Annotated in this window: 20 protein-coding genes and 1 riboswitch; of the genes, 5 read left to right on the forward strand and 15 right to left on the reverse strand. The window is 74.5% G+C overall.

The window, feature by feature from the left end; translation table 11 throughout:
• Positions 1 to 145: 145 nt before the first annotated feature.
• Positions 146 to 1675 (forward strand): UDP-N-acetylglucosamine 1-carboxyvinyltransferase, encoded by a 1530-nt coding sequence (locus ACFU74_RS11905; RefSeq protein WP_380755360.1) that lies wholly within the window; start codon positions 146 to 148, stop codon positions 1673 to 1675.
• 70 nt (positions 1676 to 1745) lie between these two features.
• Here ACFU74_RS11905 and ACFU74_RS11910 read toward each other — a convergent pair whose 3' ends face one another.
• The 4 genes from ACFU74_RS11910 to cbiE are packed head-to-tail and all read right to left on the reverse strand — an operon-like array spanning position 1746 to position 5062.
• Positions 1746 to 2279, reverse strand: a complete 534-nt coding sequence (locus ACFU74_RS11910) for a DinB family protein (protein ID WP_380755362.1) — start codon at positions 2277 to 2279, stop codon at positions 1746 to 1748.
• Between the two features lie 40 nt (positions 2280 to 2319).
• The gene (locus ACFU74_RS11915; RefSeq protein WP_380755414.1) at positions 2320 to 3060 is read right to left on the reverse strand and encodes a cobalt-precorrin-6A reductase; all 741 of its coding nucleotides are present in this window, start codon (positions 3058 to 3060) and stop codon (positions 2320 to 2322) included.
• The gene (gene cobM, locus ACFU74_RS11920; protein WP_380755364.1) at positions 3060 to 3821 is read right to left on the reverse strand and encodes a precorrin-4 C(11)-methyltransferase; all 762 of its coding nucleotides are present in this window, start codon (positions 3819 to 3821) and stop codon (positions 3060 to 3062) included. Before cobM ends, ACFU74_RS11915 begins: the two co-directional genes overlap by 1 nt.
• Positions 3818 to 5062 (reverse strand): precorrin-6y C5,15-methyltransferase (decarboxylating) subunit CbiE, encoded by a 1245-nt coding sequence (gene cbiE, locus ACFU74_RS11925; protein WP_380755366.1) that lies wholly within the window; start codon positions 5060 to 5062, stop codon positions 3818 to 3820. Before cbiE ends, cobM begins: the two co-directional genes overlap by 4 nt.
• A 154-nt stretch (positions 5063 to 5216) precedes the next feature.
• Between cbiE and ACFU74_RS11930 the strand changes: the two genes are divergently transcribed.
• Positions 5217 to 6677 carry a catalase gene (locus ACFU74_RS11930; RefSeq protein ID WP_380755368.1) on the forward strand — a complete coding sequence of 487 codons (1461 nt, stop codon included), beginning with the start codon at positions 5217 to 5219 and terminating at the stop codon, positions 6675 to 6677.
• 73 nt (positions 6678 to 6750) lie between these two features.
• Here ACFU74_RS11930 and ACFU74_RS11935 read toward each other — a convergent pair whose 3' ends face one another.
• Positions 6751 to 7176, reverse strand: coding sequence for a gamma-glutamylcyclotransferase family protein (locus ACFU74_RS11935; RefSeq protein ID WP_380755370.1), 426 nt, complete (start codon positions 7174 to 7176; stop codon positions 6751 to 6753).
• 130 nt (positions 7177 to 7306) lie between these two features.
• On the opposite strand from ACFU74_RS11935, the gene ACFU74_RS11940 reads away from it, so the two are divergent.
• Complete coding sequence (locus ACFU74_RS11940; protein WP_380755372.1) at positions 7307 to 8296, forward strand: EamA family transporter; 990 nt, start codon at positions 7307 to 7309, stop codon at positions 8294 to 8296.
• Here the strand turns inward: ACFU74_RS11940 and ACFU74_RS11945 are convergent.
• The 4 genes from ACFU74_RS11945 to ACFU74_RS11960 form a co-directional block, all read right to left on the reverse strand.
• Positions 8250 to 8846, reverse strand: coding sequence for a dihydrofolate reductase family protein (locus ACFU74_RS11945; RefSeq protein WP_380755374.1), 597 nt, complete (start codon positions 8844 to 8846; stop codon positions 8250 to 8252). The two genes, ACFU74_RS11940 and ACFU74_RS11945, sit on opposite strands and share 47 nt — an antisense overlap.
• A gap of 194 nt (positions 8847 to 9040) precedes the next feature.
• Complete coding sequence (locus tag ACFU74_RS11950) at positions 9041 to 9610, reverse strand: AAA family ATPase (protein WP_380755376.1); 570 nt, start codon at positions 9608 to 9610, stop codon at positions 9041 to 9043.
• A gap of 15 nt (positions 9611 to 9625) precedes the next feature.
• Positions 9626 to 10258 (reverse strand): AAA family ATPase, encoded by a 633-nt coding sequence (locus tag ACFU74_RS11955; RefSeq protein WP_380755378.1) that lies wholly within the window; start codon positions 10256 to 10258, stop codon positions 9626 to 9628.
• A 4-nt stretch (positions 10259 to 10262) separates the two neighbouring features.
• Complete coding sequence (locus tag ACFU74_RS11960; RefSeq protein ID WP_380755380.1) at positions 10263 to 11342, reverse strand: PhlD; 1080 nt, start codon at positions 11340 to 11342, stop codon at positions 10263 to 10265.
• Between the two features lie 276 nt (positions 11343 to 11618).
• Here ACFU74_RS11960 and ACFU74_RS11965 point away from each other — a divergent pair, with 276 nt between their 5' ends.
• Positions 11619 to 12926, forward strand: coding sequence for an MFS transporter (locus tag ACFU74_RS11965; RefSeq protein ID WP_380755382.1), 1308 nt, complete (start codon positions 11619 to 11621; stop codon positions 12924 to 12926).
• A gap of 7 nt (positions 12927 to 12933) precedes the next feature.
• Here ACFU74_RS11965 and ACFU74_RS11970 read toward each other — a convergent pair whose 3' ends face one another.
• From ACFU74_RS11970 to ACFU74_RS11995, 6 genes are all read right to left on the reverse strand, one after another.
• Positions 12934 to 13497, reverse strand: a complete 564-nt coding sequence (locus ACFU74_RS11970) for an EF-hand domain-containing protein (protein WP_380755384.1) — start codon at positions 13495 to 13497, stop codon at positions 12934 to 12936.
• 139 nt (positions 13498 to 13636) lie between these two features.
• Positions 13637 to 14167, reverse strand: a complete 531-nt coding sequence (locus tag ACFU74_RS11975; RefSeq protein WP_380755386.1) for a hypothetical protein — start codon at positions 14165 to 14167, stop codon at positions 13637 to 13639.
• Between the two features lie 136 nt (positions 14168 to 14303).
• Complete coding sequence (locus ACFU74_RS11980) at positions 14304 to 16073, reverse strand: dipeptide ABC transporter ATP-binding protein (RefSeq protein ID WP_380755388.1); 1770 nt, start codon at positions 16071 to 16073, stop codon at positions 14304 to 14306.
• A gap of 30 nt (positions 16074 to 16103) precedes the next feature.
• Positions 16104 to 17096 carry an ABC transporter permease gene (locus ACFU74_RS11985; RefSeq protein ID WP_380755390.1) on the reverse strand — a complete coding sequence of 331 codons (993 nt, stop codon included), beginning with the start codon at positions 17094 to 17096 and terminating at the stop codon, positions 16104 to 16106.
• A 97-nt stretch (positions 17097 to 17193) separates the two neighbouring features.
• Entirely contained in the window at positions 17194 to 18951 is a 1758-nt protein-coding gene (locus ACFU74_RS11990) for an ABC transporter substrate-binding protein (RefSeq protein ID WP_380755392.1), read from the reverse strand.
• A 72-nt stretch (positions 18952 to 19023) separates the two neighbouring features.
• The gene (locus ACFU74_RS11995; protein WP_380755394.1) at positions 19024 to 20004 is read right to left on the reverse strand and encodes an ABC transporter permease; all 981 of its coding nucleotides are present in this window, start codon (positions 20002 to 20004) and stop codon (positions 19024 to 19026) included.
• A gap of 318 nt (positions 20005 to 20322) precedes the next feature.
• A riboswitch (ZMP/ZTP riboswitch) is annotated at positions 20323 to 20420 on the forward strand.
• Between the two features lie 19 nt (positions 20421 to 20439).
• Here ACFU74_RS11995 and ACFU74_RS12000 point away from each other — a divergent pair.
• A partial coding sequence (locus tag ACFU74_RS12000) for a glycine hydroxymethyltransferase (RefSeq protein ID WP_380755396.1) occupies positions 20440 to 21894 on the forward strand: 1455 nt, incomplete at its 3' end.

The following is a 21894-nucleotide window of genomic DNA, read 5'->3' on the forward strand; positions in this document are numbered from 1 at the left end:
CCCGCGCTTTCGTCTCAGGCGTGTCGCAGGAACTTCGCCATGATGTGAAGATCTGACGCTCATACGGGGTGAGAAACGGACAAAAGTGGCGCCACGCCGGGGGTCGGTTCTGTCGCTATCTCAGCCATGAGATATCGTCTGGCGAGTGACAGGCGACTACCTCACCCGTATCGGCACCCTCATCCGTACCGCGCGTCAGCACCGCGGCTGGTCCCAGGCCCAGCTCGGCGAGGCCCTCGGCACCAGCCAGAGCGCGGTCAACCGCATCGAACAGGGCAAGCAGAACGTCAGCCTTGAGATGATCGCCCGCATCGGCGAAGCGCTCGACAGCGAGATCGTCTCCCTCGGCTACGCGGGCCCGATGCACCTGAGGGTCGCCGGCGGCACCACCCTCTCCGGCGCGATCGACGTCCGCAGCAGCAAGAACGCCTGCGTGGCCATCCTCTGCGCCTCGCTGCTGACCACCGGCCGCACCACCCTGCGCAGCGTGGCCCGGATCGAGGAGGTCTACCGCATCCTCGAAGTGCTCACCAGCATCGGCGTCAAGAGCCGCTGGACCAACGACGGCCGCGACCTCGAACTCACCCCGCCCGCCGAGCTCGACCTCGCCGGCATGGACGTCGAGGCCGCCCGCCGCACCCGCAGCGTGCTGATGTTCCTCGGCCCGCTGATGCACCGCGCCGACACGTTCGCCATCCCCTACGCCGGCGGCTGCGACCTCGGCACCCGCACCGTCCAGCCGCACCTCACCGCGCTGCGCCGGTTCGGCCTGGAGGTCGCCACCACCGGCGGCGCCTACCACGCCTCCGTCCAGCCGGGCGCCCCGCTGGACCGCCCGATCGTGCTGACCGAGCGCGGGGACACCGTCACCGAGAACGCCCTGCTCGCCGCCGCCCGCCACGACGGCGTCAGCGTCATCCGCAACGCCTCGCCCAACTACATGGTCCAGGACCTCTGCTTCTTCCTGGAGAAGCTGGGCGTGCGGATCGAGGGCATCGGCACCACCACCCTCACCGTGCACGGCGTCCCGCAGATCACCTGCGACGTCGACTACACCCCGGCCGAGGACCCGGTCGAGGCGATGAGCCTGCTCGCCGCCGCCGTGGTCACCTCCTCCGAGCTGACCGTCCGCCGGGTGCCGATCGAGTTCCTGGAGATCGAGCTCGCCGTGCTGGAGGGCATGGGCCTCGACTACGACCGCACCCCCGAGTACCCGGCCCACAACGGCCGCACCCGGCTGGTCGACCTCACCGTGCGCCCCTCCAAGCTCACCGCGCCGATCGACACCATCCACCCGATGCCCTTCCCCGGCATCAACATCGACAACGTGCCGTTCTTCGCCGCCATCGCCGCGGCCGCCCACGGCACCACGATGATCCACGACTGGGTCTACGACAACCGCGCCATCTACCTCACCGAACTCACCCGCCTCGGCGCGGACATCAAGCTCCTCGACCCGCACCGCGTCCTCGTCCAGGGCCCCACCCGCTGGCGCGCCGCCGAGATGGTCTGCCCGCCCGCCCTGCGCCCCGCCGTGGTCATCCTCCTCGCGATGCTCGCCGCCAAGGGCACCTCGGTGCTGCGCAACGTCTACGTCATCAACCGCGGCTACGAGGACCTCGCCGAGCGCCTCAACTCCATCGGCGCCCAGATCGAGACCTTCCGCGACATCTGAGCAGCACCTTCCCCGCCGCCGTGTCCGGCCCCGGAACCCCGGGGCCGGGCACGGCCGTCCGGCCCCGCGGTCACTCGCCGGTGCGGCCGTCGAGGTGTTCGCGCAGGAGGTCGGCGTGGCCGTTGTGGCGGGCGTACTCCTCGATCATGTGGGTGAGGATCCAGCGCAGCGACCAGCTCTGGTCGCCGGCGGGGCCGCGGTGGTGCCCGGGGACGTCCAACGACGGGGCGGCGGCGACGAGTTCGCGGGCGTGGGCGCACTCGCGGCGCCAGACGGCGAAGGCCTCGTCGGGGTCGGCGTCGTCGGTGTCGAACTCGGCGAAGGTGCCGTCGGGGTGCTTCCAGAAGCCGGGGCGGGCCTCGTTGGCGAGGATGTTGCGGAACCAGCCGCGCTCGACCTCGGCGAGGTGGCGGGTGAGGCCGAGCAGGGAGAGCGTGGAGGGGAGCAGCGGGCGGGCGCGGAGCTGGTCGGTGGTCAGCCCGGCGCACTTCATCGCGAAGGTGTCGCGCTGGAAGTCCAGGAAGGCGGTGAGCGTGGCGCGTTCGTCGCCGAATCGGGGGGTCTCGGTGCGGGTGGCGTCGGCGAGGTCGTAGGCGTCGGTCATCGGGCCATGGTGGCAGGGCGGGCGCCGCGCGGCACGGGAATTAACGGCCCGCCAGCCAGGCCAGCGCGGCCTCGACGGTCTCCGCGACCGGGACGCCGGCCGGGGCCGGCGGGCGGTCCACCACGAGCACGGGCAGGCCGAGTTCGCGCGCCGCGGTGAGCTTGGGCGCGGTGGCCGCGCCGCCGCTGTCCTTGGTGACCAGGACGTCGATCCGGTGCTCGCGCAGCACCGACCGCTCGCCGTCCAGGGTGAACGGGCCGCGGTCGAGCACGACGTCCAGCGAGGCGGGCAGCGGCGGCTCGGGCGGGTCGACCGAGCGGGCCACGAAGTGCAGGCCGTCGAGGTGGGCGAAGGCGCCGATGCCCTGGCGGCCGCTGGTGAGCAGGACCCGCCGGCCGAGGGACGGCAGCAGGTCCGCCGCCGCCGCGAGGGAGGGGGCGCGGTGCCAGCGGTCGCCCTCCACCGGTGCCCAGCCGGGGCGGCGCAGGGCGAGCAGCGGTACGCCGGTCGCCGCGGCGGCCTCGGCCGCGTTGCGGGACATCGCGGCGGCGAACGGGTGGGTGGCGTCCACCACCGCGTCCACCCGTTCGGCGCGCAGCCAGGCGGCGAGGCCGCCGGGGCCGCCGAAGCCGCCGATCCGCACCTCGCCGACGGGCAGCCGGGGCTCGGCGACCCGCCCGGCGAGCGAGCTGGTGACCCGCAGCGCGGGGTGCTCGGCGGCCAGTGCGGAGGCCAGGGCGCGGGCCTCGGTGGTGCCGCCGAGGAGCAGAAGGTGCGCCATCACGCGCCGCAGGGCTCGTGCGGGCGCTCGCGGTCCGCGGAGTAGAGGTGGCTGTCGCGGAACTGCTCGGCGCCCAGCGTCCGGCCGACGATGATCACCGCGGTGCGGACCACGCCGGCCGCCTTCACCTGCCCGGCGATGTCCCCGACGGTGCCGCGCAGCACCAGCTCGTCCGGGCGGCTGGCCATCGCGACCACGGCGGCCGGGCAGTCGGCCCCGTAGTGCGGCAGCAGCTGCTCGACCACGTCGTCCACGTACCCGGCGGCCAGGTGCAGCACCAGCAGGGCGCCGCTGCGGCCGAGGGTGGCGAGGTCCTCGCCCTCGGGCATCGGGGTGGCGCGCTTGGCGATCCGGGTGAGGATGACGGTCTGGCCGACGGTCGGCACGGTCAGCTCGCGCTTGAGCGCGGCCGCGGCGGCGGCGAAGGCCGGTACCCCGGGGACCACCTCGTACGGCACCCCGGCCGCGTCGAGGCGGCGCATCTGCTCGGCGACGGCGCTGAACACCGACGGGTCGCCGGAGTGCAGCCGGGCGACGTCCTGTCCGGCGGCGTGCGCGCGGACGAACTCCTCGGTGATCTCGTCGAGGGTGAGGTTGGCGGTGTCGACCAGCCGGGCGCCGGGCGGGCACTCGGCGAGCAGCTCGCGCGGCACCAGGCTGCCGGCGTACAGGCAGACCTCGGCGCGGGCGAGGATCCGCTGGCCGCGCAGGGTGATGAGGTCGGCGGCGCCGGGGCCGGCCCCGATGAAGTGGACGGTCACGAGGCGTTCTCCTGATGAGAGGGGCGGGGCTTGACGGCGGACCACTGGGTGACCGGCATCGCCTGGCGCCAGCCGGTGAAGCCGCCGACCGGGACGGCGTGCGCCACGGCGAGCCGCAGCAGCTCGCCGCCGTGCCGCCGGTACCACTCGGTCAGCAGCGCCTCCGACTCCAGGGTCACGGTGTTGGCGACCAGCCGGCCGCCGGGCGCCAGCGCGGCCCAGCAGGCGTCCAGCAGCCCGGGGGCGGTGAGGCCGCCGCCGATGAACACCGCGTCCGGGGCGGGCAGGCCGTCGAGGGCGTCCGGCGCGGCGCCGGTGACCACCCGCAGCCGGGGCACGCCGAGCGCGGCGGCGTTGCGGGCGATCCGTCCGGCCCGCACCGGGTCGCGCTCGACGGTGACGGCCCGGTTGTCGCGGTGGGCGCGCAGCCACTCGATCGCGATCGAGCCGGAGCCGCCGCCGACGTCCCAGAGCAGTTCGCCGGGGACGGGCGCCAGGGTGGCCAGGGTGGCGGCGCGCACGTGCCGCTTGGTCAGCTGGCCGTCGCTCTCGTAGGCGCCGTCGGGCAGTCCGGGGACGACGGGGACGCGGGGGCCGTCGGCGGGCAGCTCGACGGCGATGACGTTGAGCGGGTCGCCGGGCGGGTGCGGCCAGCCGTCGGCGGGGCCGTCCAGCCGCCGCTCACCGGGGCCGCCGAGCTGTTCGAGGACGCTCAGCCGGGCGGCGCCGTGGCCGGCCCCGGTGAGCAGCGCGGCGACGGCGGCGGGCGTGTCGGCCCCGGCGCTGAGCACCAGCAGCCGGCGCCCGGGGTTGAGGGCGAGCCGCAGGGTGTCCGGCGGGCGGCCGACCAGGCTGACCACCTCGGTGGACTCCAGCGGCCAGCCGAGCCGGGCGCAGGCGTACGCGACGGAGGAGGGGTGCGGCAGGACGCGCAGGCGTTCGGGGCCCGCGGTCTCGGCGAGGGTGCGGCCGATGCCGTAGAACATCGGGTCGCCGCTGGCCAGCACGGCGAGCGGGCGGCCGGCGTGGCGGTCGAGCAGCGCGGCCACGGCGGGGCGCAGCGGGGACGGCCACGGCACCCGTTCGGCGGCCACCTCGTCGGCGGGCAGCAGGCCGAGTTGGCGGGGGCCGCCGATCACGGCCCCGGCGGCCCGCAGTGCGGCCCGGGCGGCGGAGCCCAGGCCGGGCCAGCCGTCGGCCCCGATCCCGACGACGGTGATCGGGGGTGGCTGCTGGGGCACCGGTGGGCTCCTCGGGGCGGTCGGGATGAGGGTGTGGGCAGCCTACCTGGCGGTATCCGGCGGGCCGTGAGCCAGGGTGCGGGCCCGGTCGCACCGGGTTAGCGTCGTGCCGGGAACACCTCCGGGGGGACCTCAGCACGCAACGGAGGACACCATGTCCGAGTCAGCGGTCCCGAACACCACCAACAACGCCGGCGTCCCGGTGCCGAGCGACGACAACTCGCTCACGGTGGGCAGGGACGGCCCGATCCTGCTCCACGACCACTACCTGATCGAGAAGATGGCCCAGTTCAACCGGGAGCGGGTGCCGGAGCGGGTGGTGCACGCCAAGGGGGCCGGGGCGTACGGCGTCTTCGAGACGACGGAGGACGTCAGCCGGTACACCAGGGCGACCCTGTTCCAGCCCGGCAAGCGGACCGAGGTGCTGGCCCGCTTCTCGACCGTGGCCGGCGAGCAGGGCAGCCCGGACACCTGGCGCGACCCGCGCGGCTTCGCGCTGAAGTTCTACACCGAGGACGGCAACTACGACCTGGTCGGCAACAACACGCCGATCTTCTTCGTCCGCGACACGATCAAGTTCCAGGACTTCATCCGCTCGCAGAAGCGCCGCCCGGACAACGGCCTGCGCGACCACGACATGCAGTGGGACTTCTGGACGCTCTCGCCGGAGTCCGCCCACATGGTCACCTGGCTGATGGGCGACCGCGGCATCCCGAAGTCGTACCGGCACATGAACGGCTACGGCTCGCACACCTACCTCTGGTACAACGCGGGCGGCGAGCGGTTCTGGGTGAAGTACCACTTCAAGACCAACCAGGGCGTCGACTTCCTCACCCAGGAGGAGGCCGACCGGCTGGCGGGCTCCGACCCGGACGTGCACCGCGAGGACCTCTGGCAGGCCATCGAGGGCGGCAACCCGCCGTCCTGGACGCTGTACGTGCAGGTCATGCCGTTCGACGACGCCCCCGGCTACCGGTTCAACCCGTTCGACCTGACCAAGGTCTGGCCGCACGGCGACTACCCGCTGATCCGGGTCGGGACGATGAGGCTGGACCGCAACCCGGAGGACTACTTCGTCCACATCGAGCAGGCCGCCTTCGAGCCGGCCAACCTGGTGCCGGGCGTCAGCGTCTCGCCGGACAAGATGCTGCTGGGCCGGATCTTCTCCTACCCGGACACCCACCGGTACCGGATCGGGCCCAACTACGCCCAGCTGCCGCCGAACCGGCCGCACGTGCCGGTGCACTCGTACGCCAAGGACGGGCCGATGCGCTTCGACCCGGCCCGGACGGCGGCGCCCTACGCGCCGAACTCCAAGGGCGGGCCGGCGGCGAACCTCGCGCGGTACGACGACCCGGCGGCCGGCTGGCACAGCTCGGGCGACATGGTGCGCGAGGCGTACTCGCTGCACGCCGAGGACGACGACTGGGGGCAGGCGGGCACCATGGTCCGCCAGGTGCTGGACGACGCGGCGCGCGAGCGGCTGGTCTCCAACATCGTGGGGCACCTCAAGGGCGGGGTGAGCGAGCCGGTGCTGGAGCGGGCGGTGCAGTACTGGCGCAATGTCGACAAGTCGCTGGGCGACCGGGTCGCCAAGGGCGTCGGCAGGGACTGACGGGCCGTCGTCGGGGGCGCGGGCCCACCGGGGCCAGCGCCCCCGCTGCCCGCCCAGCGCCGCCGCTGCCCGCCTAGCGCCGCCGCCAGTCGCCGGAGACGATCAGCGCCGGGTGCGCGCGCAGCCGGGCGGCGGCCTCCGGTCCGGCCAGGTACACCCAGGCGTCCACCGCCGCGCCGTCCGCCGTCCGGACGGCGAGCCGCTCGCGCACGTACTCGCCCCGGCCGTCCGGCCGGCAGTCCTCCAGCCGGTCCAGCGCCGCGAGCGTCGCCGGGTGGGCGTCCGGGCGGACGGTGACCAGCTCGCCGCTGATCCGCCGCCCCGGCGCCGGGTCCGGCACGGCGTACGGGTACCCGGGTCCCGCGTGCAGCGCCGCGCCCTCCAGCACCGCCGCCCGCACCCCGGCGCACCGGCCGGCCAGGAAGGCGGCGTGGTTGCGCCCCCCGGTGAGCAGGGTGCCGTAGACGAAGAAGGGCAGCACGGGGTGTTCGGCGGGCACGGGGGGTTCCTCCTGGACGGGGCCGGTCGACAGTCGATGGTGCCCGCCCCGTGATACCCACTGGCGCGCGGGGTGGCCGATGCGGTGTCATGGCGGATGCAACTGCCAGCACCGTCCGAGGGGGACACCCATGACAGCTCCCGCCGAGCGCATACCCGCCGCGCCCGTGGACTCCCCGCCCTCCGCCGCCCCGCCCGCCGCCGGGCGGCTCGGGGTGGGCGTGTGGGTGGCGCTCGGCATCGTCTACGTGGTGTGGGGCTCGACGTACCTGGCGATCCGCATCGCGCTGGAGACCATGCCGTCCTTCCTCTCCGCCGCCGCGCGCTTCCTGACCGCCGGACTGCTGCTCGCCGGGTTCGTCGCCGCCCGCTACGGGCGCTCCGCCCTGCGGGTGGACCTGCGGCAGCTGGGCTCCGCCGCCCTGGTCGGTGGCCTGCTGCTGACCGGCGGCAACGGGCTGGTGGTGCTGGGCGAGAACTCGATCCCGTCGGGGCTGGCCGCCCTGCTGGTCGCCGCCGTGCCGCTGTGGATGGTGCTGCTGACCGCGGTCGGCGGTGACCGCCCGAGGCCGGCCGAGCTGGCCGGGGTACTGCTCGGGCTGGTCGGCCTGGGTGTGCTGTCCGCCCCGGCGATCGGCGGCGACATCGCGCCGGTCGGGGTGGTCGCGGTCCTCTTCGCCACCGTTACCTGGGCGCTCGGCTCCTACGCCTCCAAGCGCATCCGGATGCCCGGGAACGTCTTCGCCTCCAGCGCCTACCAGATGCTCGCCGGCGGCCTCGGAAATATGCTGATCGGACTGGCCCGCGGCGAGCAGCACGGCCTGAGCCCCGCTGACATCTCCGTCCGCTCCTGGCTGGCCCTGGGCGGCCTGGTGGTGTTCGGCTCGCTGGTCGCCTTCACCGCGTACGCCTGGCTGCTGCGCGCCGCACCGCTGACCCTGGTCGCCACCTACGCCTATGTGAACCCGGTGGTGGCCGTGCTGCTGGGCTGGTTGGTGCTGTCCGAGCCGCTGACCGGCCCCACCCTGCTGGGCGGGGCGATCGTGGTCGCGGGCGTCTGCCTGGTGGTGAGCGTCAGCCGGTCGTCGGGGCGCTCGTCCGCTCGAAGGTCCGCACGGTGACCCCGTTGGGGAAGGTGCGCGAGCCGGTGGGCTCGAAGGCGTGCGGGGCGTAGTCCGCGCGGAACAGCGGGACCCCCGAGCCGAACACCAGCGGGTACTGCTTGACGACCAGTTCGTCGATCTCCGGCAGCAGCTGACCGGCCAGGTCGCCGCCGCCGCAGAGCCAGATGCCGAGGCCGTCCTCCCGCTTGAGCTCCCGCACCCGGCTCAGCGGGTCGGCCGCGGTGACCTCCACCGCGGGGTCGGGGCTCCCGGCCAGGCTGCGGGAGAAGACGATCTGCCGCAGGTGGGCGTACGGGCTGGTGAGGCCGGCCGGCAGGCCCTGGCCGTACGTGCCGCGGCCCATGACCACGGTGTCGAAGCGCTTGTTGGGTGCGTCGGCGAATCCCATCGCGGCGCGTCCGGGGGTCGGCACCGTCTCCGGGTACTCCTCGCACATGTGGGAGAGGAACTCCCCGCCGACGTACGCCATGAGCGCCGCGTAGTCGTCGTCCGGCGCGGCGATGAAGCCGTCGAGGGTGGCGCCGACGTAGTAGGTGAGCTTTCGCATCCGTGTCCTTCGTTCCGTCCGATGAATTACGACAGTTATAGTACTTCGACTGTAGTGATTGCCAGAGCATTCCCGAGGGAGATCCAGCGATGGCCCAGAACCCCGCCCGGCGCACGGCGCTCACCGACGCCGCCATCGACGCCCTCCCGGCCCTGGTCGACACCCTGGTCGCCCGCACCGTCCCGGACGACTGATCAGCACTCCGCCGCGATCCGGCGGACCGCCTCCTCGACCAGGTCCGCCCGTTCGGGCACCGGGGCCGCCGGAACCTCGATCAGCCGGTAGCCGCACGCCCGGTACACCTGCTCGTGCAGCCGCTCGAAGGCGAGCGCGTCCGCGGGGGAGATCCGGCGCGCGGCCGTCCGCTCGACGAAGCCGAGGCCCCGGACGAAGAACACCTCGCGCCGGTAGACGGCCTCGGCCCCGATGCGCTCCAGCTCCGCGGTGAGCACGGGGGAGGCGGGGCGGCCGAGGAAGATCCGCAGCGCCTCGGTGCACACCGGGGAGCGGTCGTGGAACCGGACCGGGTCCGCCGACCGCTCCGCCGGGGCCGGGGCCGGGGTGAGGGCGAGGGTCCGCTGAAGTGCCGCCACCTCGTCGACGAAGTCGCCCCGCTCCCACGGTGCCGGCTCCCCGGCGGCCTGCCGCCGGCCGATCACCTCGGTCGCGGCCTCCCGCACGACCTCGAAGCCGCGCTGCGCCAACTCCTCCAGGAGCGTGGTCTTTCCGGAGCCCGGGGTGCCGGTGAGGACGAACCGCCGCACGATGCCGCCGCCCCCTCAGACGAAGCGGATGTGGCGCACGCCGACGGCGGCGCGCCGCAGCCTGGCGCGCAGCGGGCCGCCGGTGTCGGGGGCGAGGGCCAGCCCGGCGGAGGCGGCGAGGCGGTCGGCGACCCCGGCGACGCTCAGGCCGTCGGTGCGGACGTGCTCGCCGAACTCGTCGCCGCTCAGCCGCTCCAGGCAGTGGTCGAGCCGGGAGACGGCGAAGGACTCCCGGCGCAGCGGCGCGTCCTTCCCGCCGACCAGCTGCGCGGCGCGCCCGAAGCCGCGCTCGCGCAGCCGCCGCAGCACCTCCGCGCGCTCGGCGAGCAGCGCGAAGTGCCTTACGTCGTGGCCGCGTTCGCGCAGCCGGCCGACGGTCTCGGCGAAGTAGGACGGCTCGGTGACCGTCATCGGGACGATCACCGTGCCCGGGTGGTGGGCGAGCGTGCGGTCCAGCACCTCGAACACCCCCTGCCGCCAGGCCGGCAGGTCCTGGAAGTCGCCGCGCAGCTGCTTGGGCGTCATCCGGTGGAGGCCGAAGCCGACCTCCTCGGGGTCGCAGACGACGCTGCCGGGCAGCCGGCGCCGCAGCTCGTACGCGGCCTGCGTCTTGCCGCCGCCGAACGGTCCGTTGATCCACAGGAGCATGCCGTCAGCCTACCGACGACCAGGTGGCGAGCAGGGTGCTCAGGGTGACGCCCGGGCCGAGGCCGAGGACCAGGCCGCGGGCCTCCGGGGGAGGGGGTGTGCGGTGGGTGCGGGCGAGGACGGAGAAGACCGTCGCGCCGCCCAGGTTGCCCTCCTCGGTGAGGACGTCCCGGGAGTGCCGCAGAAAGGTTTCGTCAACGCCGAGCAGCATCCCGAGCCGGTCCAGGATCGCCGGGCCGCCCGGGTGCAGGACCCCGAAGTCCAGCGCCCGGCCGCCGTGCCGGTCCAGCCAGTGCAGCAGCGCCGGGCCCAGGTCGGTGACCGAGCGCAGCGAGGCCCGGGTGGACGCGAAGTGGTCGCCGCGGTGGTCGGTCAGCTTGCGGTAGCGGTCGGTGGTGCCCGGGATGGTGTACTCGAAGCACTGCTCCAGCCGCAGGCCCGGCGTGCGCCGCTCGGCGGTGACCACGGCGGCGGCCGCGGCGTCGCCCCACAGGCCCTTGTAGATCTGGTCCTCCACCGTGGTGCGGGAGTTCTGGTACATCGAGGAGAGCGACTCCGCGGCGACCACCAGCACCACCGCCGCCGGGTCCCAGGCCAGGAACCGCCGGGCCGCGATCAGCACGTGTGCGCCGCCCGCGCAGGCCAGTTGGCTCATCGGGAGGCGGCTGACGTCGGGGCGCAGGCCGAGGCTCTGCTGGAGGTGGACGTCGAGACCGGGCACGGCGTCCCCGGTCGCGCTGGTGACGATCACGCAGTCCACTTGCCCGGGCCGCACGCCCGCGTCCGCCATCGCCTCGCCGGCGGCGCGCTCTGCGGCGGCCAGCAGGTCGGCGAAGGTGGAGGTCTTGCGCTCGGCGGCGGTGCGTCCGGGGGAGGCGACCTCCTCGTAGGGCCGGAAGTAGCGGCGGGTGCCGGGCAGGTTGCCGAGGGCCAGGCGGACGGTCTGCGCCTGGCGGGGCGGGTACCCGGGGTTGCGGGCGAGGATGTCCTCCCGGATCCGTTCGGACGCCACGGTGTGCGGGCCGAGGACGAGCGCCGGGCGGCTGACGTGGGCGACGGGGGGAGTGGGGGCCTTGCTGGGCATGCGGATGGTTCCTTGCGGGCGGTGCGGATGGTGCGGGCAGTGCGGGCGGTACGGATGGTGTGAGTGGTACGAGTGGTACGCGTCGTGCCCGGCCGGGCACGGCCCGGCCACGCTACCCGCCGCTGCCGTCCCGCCCCGCCCGGTCCCGCCCGGTCCCGCCCGGTCCTGCCCGGTCCCGCCCGGTTCTCCGGAGCGCCCGCGCCGGAGCGGATCATTCGAATACCATCCGTCAGGTGCCCGGCCCGGCGGGGGACCGGGGGAGCGGGGGCGGGCGTCATGGCGGGCACGGACGGGCGGACGGCGACGGCCACCACGGCGGGAGCGCCACCGCAGGCACCGCGCGCCCTGTGGCGGCAGCGGAACTTCGCCGCCCTCTGGTCCGCCCACACCGTCAGCCAGTTCGGCACCCAGCTGAGCCTTTTCGTGCTGCCCGTCCTCGCGCTCACCACCGTCGGCGCGACCCCCGCCCAGCTCGGCCTGGTCTCCGCCGCCGAGACGCTGCCGTTCCTGCTGGTGGGCCTGCCCGCCGGCGCGCTGCTCGACCAGTGGGACCGGCGGCGGGTGATGGTCCTCGCGGACGCGGGGCGGGCGGTCGCGCTCGGCGCCGTCCCGCTCGGCTACGCGCTCGACCTGCTGAGCGTGCCGCTGCTCTGCGCGGTCGGCTTCGTGACCGGCCTGTTCACCGTCTTCTTCGACATCGCCGACCAGGCCTTCCTGCCCGGGGTCGTCGGCCGGGGCGAGGTCCCGGCCGCCAACAGCCGCCTGGAGTTCTCCCGTTCGGCCGCCGAGCTCGCCGGACCGGGACTGTCCGGCCTGCTGCTCCAGTGGGTGACCGCCCCGCTGGTCCTGCTCGCCGACGCGGCCAGCTACCTCGTCTCGGCCCTGCTGCTCGGCGCGGTCCGCACCCCGGCGCCGCCCGCCGGCCCCGCCCCGGCGGCCCGGGAGCGGATGCGCACCCGGATCGCCGAGGGCCTGCGCTTCGTCCTGCGCCACCGCGCCCTGCGCTCGCTCACCGTGGCCTCCGCCGTCGCCAACCTGGCCGGGCTCGGCGGCGCGCTCAGCGCCCTGCTGCCCGCCTTCGCCCTGGGGGACCTCGGCCTCTCACCCGGCCGGCTCGGCCTCGCGCTGACCGTCGGCAACGTCGGCGCCCTGCTCGGCGCGCTGTTCACCGCCCGGCTGGTGCGGGTGCTGGGCCTGGGCCGGCTGCTGCTCGCCGTCCGCTGCCTGCCGGGCCTCGGCGTGCTGCTGCTCGCGACCGCCCGGCCCGGCACCGCCGCGCCCACCGTGGCGGTGGCGGCCGGGGTCATCGCCACCGGCATCACCGCCTACAACATCGCCCAGGTCAGCCTGCGGCAGGCGGTGACCCCGGCGGCGATGCAGGCCCGGATGAACGCCTCGGTCCGCTTCGTCGTCTGGGGCACGCTGCCGCTGGGCGCCGCCGGCGGCGGCCTGCTCGGGTCGGTGGTGGGCGTGCGCCCGGCGCTCTGGGCGGTCGCCGGGGTGGCGCTGCTGTCCGTGCTGCCGCTGCTGCTGACCCGTGAGGTCCGCGCGCTGGACGGCTTCCCGGACGGCCCGGCGGAGTGACCCGGCGTCAGGCCGCGTACGGCGGCCTGCCGGCCCACCAGTGGCCGGGCGCCACCGGGTCGCGGCTGGTCCAGAACTCGATGAGGCCGGAGACGAACTCCTCGGCGGAGAGGGTGCCGTCGCCGTCCCGGTCGAGGTGGTGGAACGCCTCGTCGGCGTCGTCGCGGGAGAGGGCGGCGAAGTGGCCGCGCTGGAAGACGAAGAACTCGCCCGCGTCGACCGTCCCGCTGCCGTCCACGTCGGCGATCGCCAGGAACGCCTCGGCGAGCGCCCCGAACACGGTCCGGGCGGCCACCGGGTCGTCGGCGAGCGAGCGGGTCGAGGCGACGAACTGCCGCCGGCTGATCGCCGTGGTCCCGACCGGCAGGTGGGAGACGTGCAGGTCGCGCCAGATGGCGAGGTAGGCGGCGACGATCCGCTTCTCGGCGTCCGACCCCTCGGCGTGGCCCAGCGACCGGGCCACCGCGTGGCCCATCAGGACGTGGTCGTGCTCGGTCAGCAGGCCGTCCCCGTCGGCGTCGAGGTGGTCGAACCCGTGGTTGATCCTCGCGAGCAGCAGTTCCTCGGACACCCGTCTCCCCCGGCTGGTCGGTCCCGGCATTCACGGCGGAACCAGTCACAACGATCGGACGCAGCACGCTATCCCGCCGGGCGCCGGCCGCGCAGCCGAAGCCGCGAAGTGGCACCCGGCCGGATCGGCGGTCCGCCGGTCAGCCCGCGCCCTGGAGCGCCGCGTCCGCCAGCTTCTCGGCCAACTCGCCGAAGGAGGACTCGAGTTGTTCGTCGGCGATGCCGTTGGCGTAGCCCTGGAAGGCGAGGGCGGCCTGGGCCTGGACGGCCGGGGTGGCGAAGCCGGGGTCGATCGGCAGGGGGCCGTCCGGCGGCCAGGGGAGCGGCCAGTGGCGGGGCCACGGGATCCGGCCGTGCGGGGTGCCGCACCAGTCGTCGCCGGCCTCGGCGAGGATCTGCCGGGCGTCGCCGCCGGAGACCCGGGCGGTGATGGCGGCGTTCGCCACGGCGGTGACGGTGCGGGCGACGGACAGCCGCAGCGCGGCGGCGACGGGCGGCAGCGGCTGCGGGTTCAGCCCGGCCGCGCCGCCGACGTTCTCGGCACGGGCCGCGAGGAGGCCGCCCAGGACGCCGTGGGCCGCCTCGTGGGGGATCAGTCCGTCCAGGGCCGCGGGATTGAGCCGGCCCACGAGCGAGACCAGGGTGACGGATCTGTGGACGAGCGTGGTCATCGGGAAACCCCTTCTCCGGGGACGGGTGGCCGCGTGCTCACGGTCGGTGACCGATCGTAGGTGCAGCGCCCGCGCGGACGGGGGACCGACACCACCGGCCACCGGCTGCCGGCTGTCGGTTACCGCCCGCCGCCGCTCAGCGGGCGGCGGCGAGCAGTTCGCGGGTGTACGCGGTGTGCGGGGCGGCGAAGAGCCGGTCGCGGTCGGTGGACTCGACCAGTCGGCCGCGGTGCATCACGGCGACCCGGTCGCAGAAGTGACGGACCACCGCGAGGTCGTGCGAGACGAACAGGAAGGCCACCCCGAGGCGTTCGCGCAACTCCATCAGCAGGTTGAGCACCTGGGCCTGGACCGAGACGTCCAGCGCGGAGACCGGCTCGTCGGCGATGATCAGCCGCGGCTCGGGGGCGAGCGCCCGGGCGATGCCGATCCGCTGGCGCTGGCCGCCGGAGAACTCGTGCGGGTAGCGGTCCAGGTGGGCGGCGGTCAGGCCGACCTGCTCCAGCAGTTCGGCGGAGCGCTCGCGCCGCTGCCCGGCGTCCAGCGCGGTGTGCAGCCGCAGCGGGGTGTCCAGGGTCTGGGCGACGGTGCGGCGCGGGTTGAGCGAGGCGTACGGGTCCTGGAAGACCAGCTGGACCTCCTTGGCGAGCCGCCGGCGCAGCGCCCGGTCGGGCCGGGTGGCGTCCACGCCGTCGTAGCGGACGGTGCCGGCGGTGACGGGCTGGAGGCCGGCCAGCACCCGGGAGGTGGTGGACTTGCCGGAACCGGACTCGCCGACCAGGCCGAGCGTCTCGCCGGGCGCGATGCGCAGGCCGACGCCCTCGACCGCCCGGACCGGCTCGGGCCGCCCGCGCCACGGAAGGCGCAGGCCGCGGCCGGGGAAGTGCACGGCGAGGTCCTCGACCTCGGCCAGCCAGCGGCCCTGCGCGGCGCCCGGCCCGGGCCGGGGGACGGCCGGCCGGGGCGCGGGCGAGGGGTCGTCGACGGTCGGCAGCGGCGTGCCCGGGACGGAGTCCAGGGTGAGCGCGGCGCCGACCAGGGCCGTGGTGTACGGCTCGCGGGGCGCGGCCAGCAGCGTCGCGGTCGGCGCCGACTCCACCGCCCGGCCGCCGCGCAGCACCAGGGTGCGGTCCGTGGTGCCGGCGACCACCCCGAGGTCATGGCTGACCAGCAGCACCGCGGTGCCGTGCTCGCGCTGCAGTTCGCCGAGCAGGTCGAGCACCTGACGCTGGACGCGGGCGTCGAGCGCGGTGGTCGGCTCGTCGGCGATCAGCACGTCGGGGTCGTTCATCAGCGCCATCGCGATCATCACCCGCTGCCGCATGCCGCCGGAGAACCGGTGCGGGTAGTCGCGCGCCCGGGCGGCCGGGATGCCGACCCGGTCGAGCATCGCCGCCGCCCGCCGCCGGGCCTCGGCGCGCCCGGCGCCCGGGTGGTGCAGCCGGTACATCTCGGCGAGCTGCGCGCCGACGCCGTGGAAGGGGCTGAGCGAGGTGAGCGCGTCCTGGAAGACCAGCGCCACCCGGCCGCCGCGCACCCGTCGCAGGACGGACTCCTCGGCGCCCACCAGTTCCTGCCCGGCCAGCCGGATCGAACCGGTGACGGTGGTGGTGCGCGGGTCGTGCAGGCCGAGCACGGCGAGCCCGGTGGCGGACTTGCCGGAGCCGGACTCGCCGACCAGGCCGAGGACATCGCCGCGGGCCAGGTCGAAGGAGAGGCCGCGCACGGCGGTGACCGGGGCGCCGCCGCGCGGGTCGGCGAAGGTGACGGAGAGGTCCCGCACGCTCAGCACCGGCGGCTCGACCTGCCGGCCGGGGGCGGCGGGACCGGCGGCGGGGTCGGAGGCGGCACCAGCGGCGGTGCCCGCGGTGGCACCAGCGGCTGCGGGGACGGGGGAGGGGGTCATCGGGACGGACTCCAGAGCGGGAGGGGGCGGTCAGCCGAGGCGGATGCGCGGGTCGAGCCAGGCCACCACCAGGTCGGCCAGCGCGACGAACAGCACGACGAAGCAGGCGGCCAGCAGCACCGCGCCGACCACGGCCGGCAGGTCCTGCCCCTCGACGGCCTCGGTGGCGAACCGGCCCACGCCGTTCAGCCCGAACACCGTCTCGGTGATCACCGCGCCGCCGAGCAGCGCGCCCGCCTCCAGGCCGAGCAGCTGCACCAGCGGCCCGGCGGCGCCGCGCGAGGTGTACTTGAGGTGCGTGCGCAGCCGGCCGAGGCCCTTGCCGCGGGCCGTGCGGACGTACTCCTCGTTCATCGTCTCCAGCAGCTGGGAGCGCGAGAGCCGGGCGAACACCGCCGAGTTGACGAAGCCCAGCACGATCCAGGGGAGCAGCAGGCCGCCCGCCCAGGCGGCCGGGTCGGCGGCCGGCGGGGTGTAGGAGGGCAGCGGCAGCAGTCCGGTGGTGTAGACCAGGCCCCACTGGGCGACGTAGCCCAGGAAGTAGATCTGCACGCTGGCGCCGACCAGGGTGAAGCCGGAGAGCAGCTTGTCGGTCCGGGTGCCGTGCCGCAGCGCGCTGACGAAGCCGGTGCCGAGCCCGAGCACCACCAGGACGGCCAGCGCGCCCGCCGCCAGCGAGGCGGTGACCGGCAGGTGGTCGGCCAGCGCCTCGGTGACCGGCTGGTGCAGCCGGTAGGAGTAGCCGAGGCACGGCGCGTCGCAGTGGATCGTGGAGCCGTCGACGTCCTGGATGTCCCGGCCGGCGACGATCCCGGCCAGGTAGTCGGTGTACTGGGTGAGCAGCGGCTGGTCCAGGCCCATGCTCGTGCGGACCGCCGCGACCTGGCCGGTGTCGCAGCGCGGGCCGCAGGCGGCGCGGGCCGGGTCGGCGGGGGCGGCGTAGAAGAGGGCGAAGGCGGCGGCGGAGACCGCGGCCAGGACGGCGAGCGCCTGGAGGATCCGCCGCAGGGCGAAGGAGAGCATGGTGGCCGGTCCGGGTTCGGGGGGCGTCGGGGCGGTGGTCCCGCCGCGCTCGCGGGGACGGCGCGAGGCGGGACCACCGGGGGGTTTCCGTGGCGGGTCAGGACTTCAGGTAGAGCCAGGCGAGGCTGACCGTCCCGTAGATCGGGTGGATGAACGCGCCGCCGACGTTGGAGCCGCGCAGCTGGTTGACCGTCGGGTAGCTGAACGGCAGCACCGGCAGGTCCTTCATCACCGTCTGCTCCAGGGCGTACAGCTCCTTGGCCTTGGCGCGCGGCTCACCGATCTGGTTGATCCGGTCGATCTCCTTGTCGACCTCGGGGTTGCGGTAGCGGGCGGAGTTGATGTCGCTGTTGGCACGGCCGTCGAAGGAGAACGGGATCAGCGTGGAGGGCGTCGGCCAGTCGACCGAGCTGGTCTCCTCCCACAGGTCGTACGGGGAGTCGGCGCGGTGCACCTCGTCCAGCAGCGCCTTGGGGTCGACCGGCTTGGGCACCACGGTGATGCCGGCCTTGGCGAAGCCGTCCACCAGCACCTGGGCGACCCGCTGCCCGTCGGGGGTGTTGGCGTACGCGTAGGTGAGCGGGGCCGGTGCCTGCTTGGCCTTGGCCAGCGCGGCCTTGGCGGCCTCCGGGTCGCCCTCCGGCCTGGCCGGGTCGAGGTCGTACTTCTGCCAGTCCAGCAGGGCGGGGGAGCTGAGCGTGGTGGCGAGCTCGCCGGCCCGGCTGCCGCCGCGGACCTGGCGGGCCTGCTGGCGCGGGTAGGCGAGGTTGAGCGCCTTGCGGACCTCGACGTCGGCCACCCGCTCGTTGTTGACCATCAGGTAGGTGACGAAGGCGCCCTGCCGCCCGGAGACGACCAGGTCCTTGGCCTTGGGGTCGGTGTCCACGGTCTGGTACAGCTCGGGGGAGAGCAGGGTGGCCGCCGTGGTGGCGTCGGCGCCGCCGTCGCGCCCGGAGAGGATCTCCTGGTTGATGTTGAGCGCCTCCTTCCCGAAGGTGAAGACGAACTTCTCCGGGTACTGGCTGCGGATCGGGTCGGTCTCCGGCTTCCAGTGCGGGTTGCGCTCCAGCACCATGCGGGTGTTCTGGACGTGCTCGACGATCCGGTACGGGCCGGTGGCGAACGGCTGGCGGTCGTAGTCGGTGCCGGTGTCCTTGTCCCGGCGCACCGGCGAGGAGGAGGACTGCGCGGCCATGTACGGCACGTCGGCCTGCGGCTGCGGGAAGTGGAAGACGACGGTGCGCTCGTCCGGGGTCTCGATCGCGGCGAGGTCGCCGTCCTGCGGGCCGCCGTACTTCTTGCGGGCGTCGTCGTAGCTCGCCTCGCCGGTGAGCCACTGCGGCCAGTACGGCGGGCCGACCTCGTAGCCCTTGCCGAAGGAGCGCTGGATGCCGTACTTGACCTGCTGGGAGGTGATCGGCTGGCCGTCCTCCCAGGCCACGCCCTCCTTCAGCCGGTACGTCCAGGTGCGGCCGCCGTCGGTGGAGGTGCCGGTGTCGGTGGCGAGGTCGCCGACCAGCTTGGCCTTGCCGTCGACCACCTGGTACTGGGTCAGCTGGCGGCCCCAGAGCAGCGAGGTGTTGTAGGTGGCGCCCGCGTACACCTTCTGCGGGTCGAGGTGGCGGAAGTCGGTGGCGTTGTAGACGTTCACCGTGCCGCCCTGGCGGGCGCCGGCGACGGCGGGGGCCGGGCCGGCGCTCTCCTGCTCGGTGCCGAGCGCGGCGGTCAGCGGCGAGGCGTCCTTGGCCGCGGCGCCGGGCCCGGCGGTGGAGGAGGTCGAGGCGGCGCCGGCCGAGCAGGAGGTCGCCAGCAGGGCGGTCGCGAGGACGGCGAGGGACGGTCTGATCCAGCGCATGGCGAATCTCTCCTTGCCCCGGGGTCGGGGCGGTCGGGTGAACGTGGGCGGAAAAAGCGGGAGGGGGAGGCCTCAGCGGGCGGCGCGCGGGTCCAGGGCGTCCCGGACGGCGTCGCCGAGGAGGTTGAAGGCGAGCACGAAGACCAGCAGCGCGACGCCGGGGAAGACCATGTAGGTCGGGTCGGCCTGGAACACCTCGGAGCCGCGGGCGATCATCCGGCCCCAGTCGGGGACGGGCTCGGTGATGCCCACGCCGAGGAAGGACAGCACCGCCTCGGAGGCGACGAAGGTCGGCACCGCCATGGTGGAGTGCACCAGCAGCTGCGCCCGGACATTCGGCAGGAGTTCCCTGACGACGATGTGGAACCGGCTCGCGCCGAGCGCCCGGGCGGACTGCACGAAATCCCTTTCCCGGAGCGAGCGGACGGCGGCCCGCAGGGAAAGCGCGAGCGGAATCCAGCCGAACGCGGAGAAGACCAGGACGAGCACCAGGAACTGCATCCACACCGGTTCCGCGGTGCCCGGGTCGACCAGCCGGGACTGGATCACCGGGCTGAGCGCGAGCAGCAGGAGCAGCGTCGGGAAGGCCAGCAGGACGTTCGAGAGGAAGCCGAAGACCCGGTCGGTGACCCCGCCGAGGTAGCCCACCGCGACGCCGGCCAGCACCCCGAGCGCGGTGGTGACGGCGGCCGAGGCGAAGGCGATCAGCAGCGAGGTGCGGATGCCGTACAGCAGTTGGGTGAACACGTCCCGGCCGAGGCCGGGCTCCAGGCCGAACCAGAACTCGCCGGAGATGCCGCCGTTCGGCGCGAGCGGCAGGCCGCCGTCGCTGAGCAGGCCGGGAGTGTTCTGGCCGTAGTGCTCGGTGGGGTTCTTGCCGTACAGCGCGGCGATCAGCGGGGCCGCCAGGGCGAGCAGCAGGAAGAGCAGGACGACGCCGAGCGCGAGGGCCCCGGTGCGGTCGCGGCAGACCCGGCGCAGCAGGCTCCTCGGGGCGGGCGCCGGGAGCGGCGCCGGGGCGTCCGGCGCTGCGACTTGTTCGACCACTGCCATGAGAGGCGTACTCCCCGAATTCTCTGCCGCCCCGTGGGTATGGGTGCGTCGGCGGGCATTTCCGGACGGCCGGTCCGGGGGTTTCCCGGAAGGCCTTCCGGGCGTCATCAGACCGGATGCCGGGGAGCTTTCGCAAATCATTCCGAGGACGTCCGCGAACTGGTTCCCGTGCTTTGTTTCGGGAATTGTGACGGCTTCATTCCGCCGCAATACTGCTGTAGCAATAGAACGGACATAGGTGGACGAAAGGAGTGTCATGTCCGCCGCCGTCCCGGATGGTGAGACCTCTGCCACAAGCCGCCCGGCGCTGTTACGATTCCGGCGGGCCGCGACTGGCGCGCACGGATGGAATCGACCATCGGGAAGCGGCCCCGTGCCGGATCACGACGCAGTTGCCGAGCGCCTGGGCCCCCCGACTCCCCCCAGGAGACCGCCATGGCCCAGCAGCCGCACACGGCCGCCACCCCCGCCGCCAACACCGCCTTCCGCTCCGCGCTCGACGTGGTCCGCGAGGTCGAGCCGCGGATCGCCGCCGCCATCGGCCAGGAGATCGACGACCAGCGCGCCTCGCTCAAGCTCATCGCCAGCGAGAACTACGCCTCCCCGGCCGTCCTGCTCGCGATGGGCAACTGGCTCAGCGACAAGTACGCCGAGGGCACCGCCGGCCGCCGCTTCTACGCCGGCTGTCGCAACGTCGACACCGTCGAGACCGTCGCCGCCGAGCACGCCCGCGCCCTGTTCGGCGCCGACCACGCCTACGTCCAGCCGCACTCCGGCATCGACGCCAACCTCACCGCCTTCTGGGCCGTCCTCTCCCAGCGCGTCGAGAGCCCCGCCCTGGAGCGCGCCAAGGTCCGCAACGTCAACGACCTCACCGAGCAGGACTGGGCCGAACTGCGCCGGGACCTCGGCAACCAGCGCATGCTCGGCATGTCCCTGGACACCGGCGGCCACCTCACCCACGGCTTCCGCCCCAACATCTCTGGCAAGATGTTCGACCAGCGCAGCTACGGCACCGACCCGGCCACCGGCCTGATCGACTACGACGCGCTGCGCGCCACCGCCCGGGAGTTCCGCCCGCTGATCCTGGTGGCCGGCTACTCCGCCTACCCGCGGCGGGTGAACTTCGCGAAGATGCGCGAGATCGCCGACGAGGTCGGCGCCACCCTGATGGTCGACATGGCGCACTTCGCCGGCCTGGTCGCGGGCAGGGTGCTCACCGGCGACTTCGACCCGGTCCCGCACGCCGACATCGTCACCTCCACCACCCACAAGTCGCTGCGCGGCCCGCGCGGCGGCCTGGTGCTCAGCACCGCCGCGCTCGCCGAGCACGTCGACCGCGGCTGCCCGCTGGTGCTCGGCGGCCCGCTCTCGCACGTCATGGCCGCCAAGGCGGTCGCCCTCGCCGAGGCCCGCCGCCCCGAGTTCCGCACCTACGCCCAGCAGGTCGTGGACAACGCGCAGGCGCTCGCCGAGGGCCTGCGGCGCCGCGGCACCGCGCTCGTCACCGGCGGCACCGACAACCACCTCGTGCTCGCCGACGTCTCCGGCCACGGCCTGACCGGCCGTCAGGCCGAGGCCGCGCTGCTCGACTCCGGCGTCGTCACCAACCGCAACTCCGTCCCGCAGGACCCGAACGGCGCCTGGTACACCTCCGGCGTGCGGATCGGCACCCCGGCGCTCACCACCCGCGGCCTCGGCACCGCCGAGATGGACGAGATCGCCGGCCTGATCGACACCGTGCTGCGCGCCACCACCCCGGCCGCCACCGCCTCCGGCGCCCCGTCCAAGGCCCAGTACACCCTGGACCCGGCGGTCGCCGAGGGCGTCGCCAAGCGCGCCGCCGACCTGCTCGCCGGCTTCCCGCTCTACCCGGGCGTCGACCTGGCC

The sequence above is a fragment of the Kitasatospora sp. NPDC057500 genome (assembly GCF_042802195.1).
In the GTDB taxonomy this organism is placed as follows: Bacteria; Actinomycetota; Actinomycetes; order Streptomycetales; family Streptomycetaceae; genus Kitasatospora.

Excerpts from the sequence above, each read along its gene's own strand:
- ACFU74_RS11910 (WP_380755362.1), bottom strand. The coding sequence starts at position 2,279 with ATGACCGACGCCTACGACCTCGCCGACGCCACCCGCACCGAGACCCCC.
- ACFU74_RS11915 (WP_380755414.1), bottom strand. The coding sequence starts at position 3,060 with ATGGCGCACCTTCTGCTCCTCGGCGGCACCACCGAGGCCCGCGCCCTG.
- ACFU74_RS11930 (WP_380755368.1), top strand. The coding sequence starts at position 5,217 with ATGTCCGAGTCAGCGGTCCCGAACACCACCAACAACGCCGGCGTCCCG.
- ACFU74_RS11940 (WP_380755372.1), top strand. The coding sequence starts at position 7,307 with ATGACAGCTCCCGCCGAGCGCATACCCGCCGCGCCCGTGGACTCCCCG.
- ACFU74_RS11945 (WP_380755374.1), bottom strand. The coding sequence starts at position 8,846 with ATGCGAAAGCTCACCTACTACGTCGGCGCCACCCTCGACGGCTTCATC.
- ACFU74_RS11955 (WP_380755378.1), bottom strand. The coding sequence starts at position 10,258 with ATGCTCCTGTGGATCAACGGACCGTTCGGCGGCGGCAAGACGCAGGCC.
- ACFU74_RS11960 (WP_380755380.1), bottom strand. The coding sequence starts at position 11,342 with ATGCCCAGCAAGGCCCCCACTCCCCCCGTCGCCCACGTCAGCCGCCCG.
- ACFU74_RS11965 (WP_380755382.1), top strand. The coding sequence starts at position 11,619 with ATGGCGGGCACGGACGGGCGGACGGCGACGGCCACCACGGCGGGAGCG.
- ACFU74_RS11975 (WP_380755386.1), bottom strand. The coding sequence starts at position 14,167 with ATGACCACGCTCGTCCACAGATCCGTCACCCTGGTCTCGCTCGTGGGC.
- ACFU74_RS11980 (WP_380755388.1), bottom strand. The coding sequence starts at position 16,073 with ATGACCCCCTCCCCCGTCCCCGCAGCCGCTGGTGCCACCGCGGGCACC.
- ACFU74_RS11985 (WP_380755390.1), bottom strand. The coding sequence starts at position 17,096 with ATGCTCTCCTTCGCCCTGCGGCGGATCCTCCAGGCGCTCGCCGTCCTG.
- ACFU74_RS11990 (WP_380755392.1), bottom strand. The coding sequence starts at position 18,951 with ATGCGCTGGATCAGACCGTCCCTCGCCGTCCTCGCGACCGCCCTGCTG.
- ACFU74_RS11995 (WP_380755394.1), bottom strand. The coding sequence starts at position 20,004 with ATGGCAGTGGTCGAACAAGTCGCAGCGCCGGACGCCCCGGCGCCGCTC.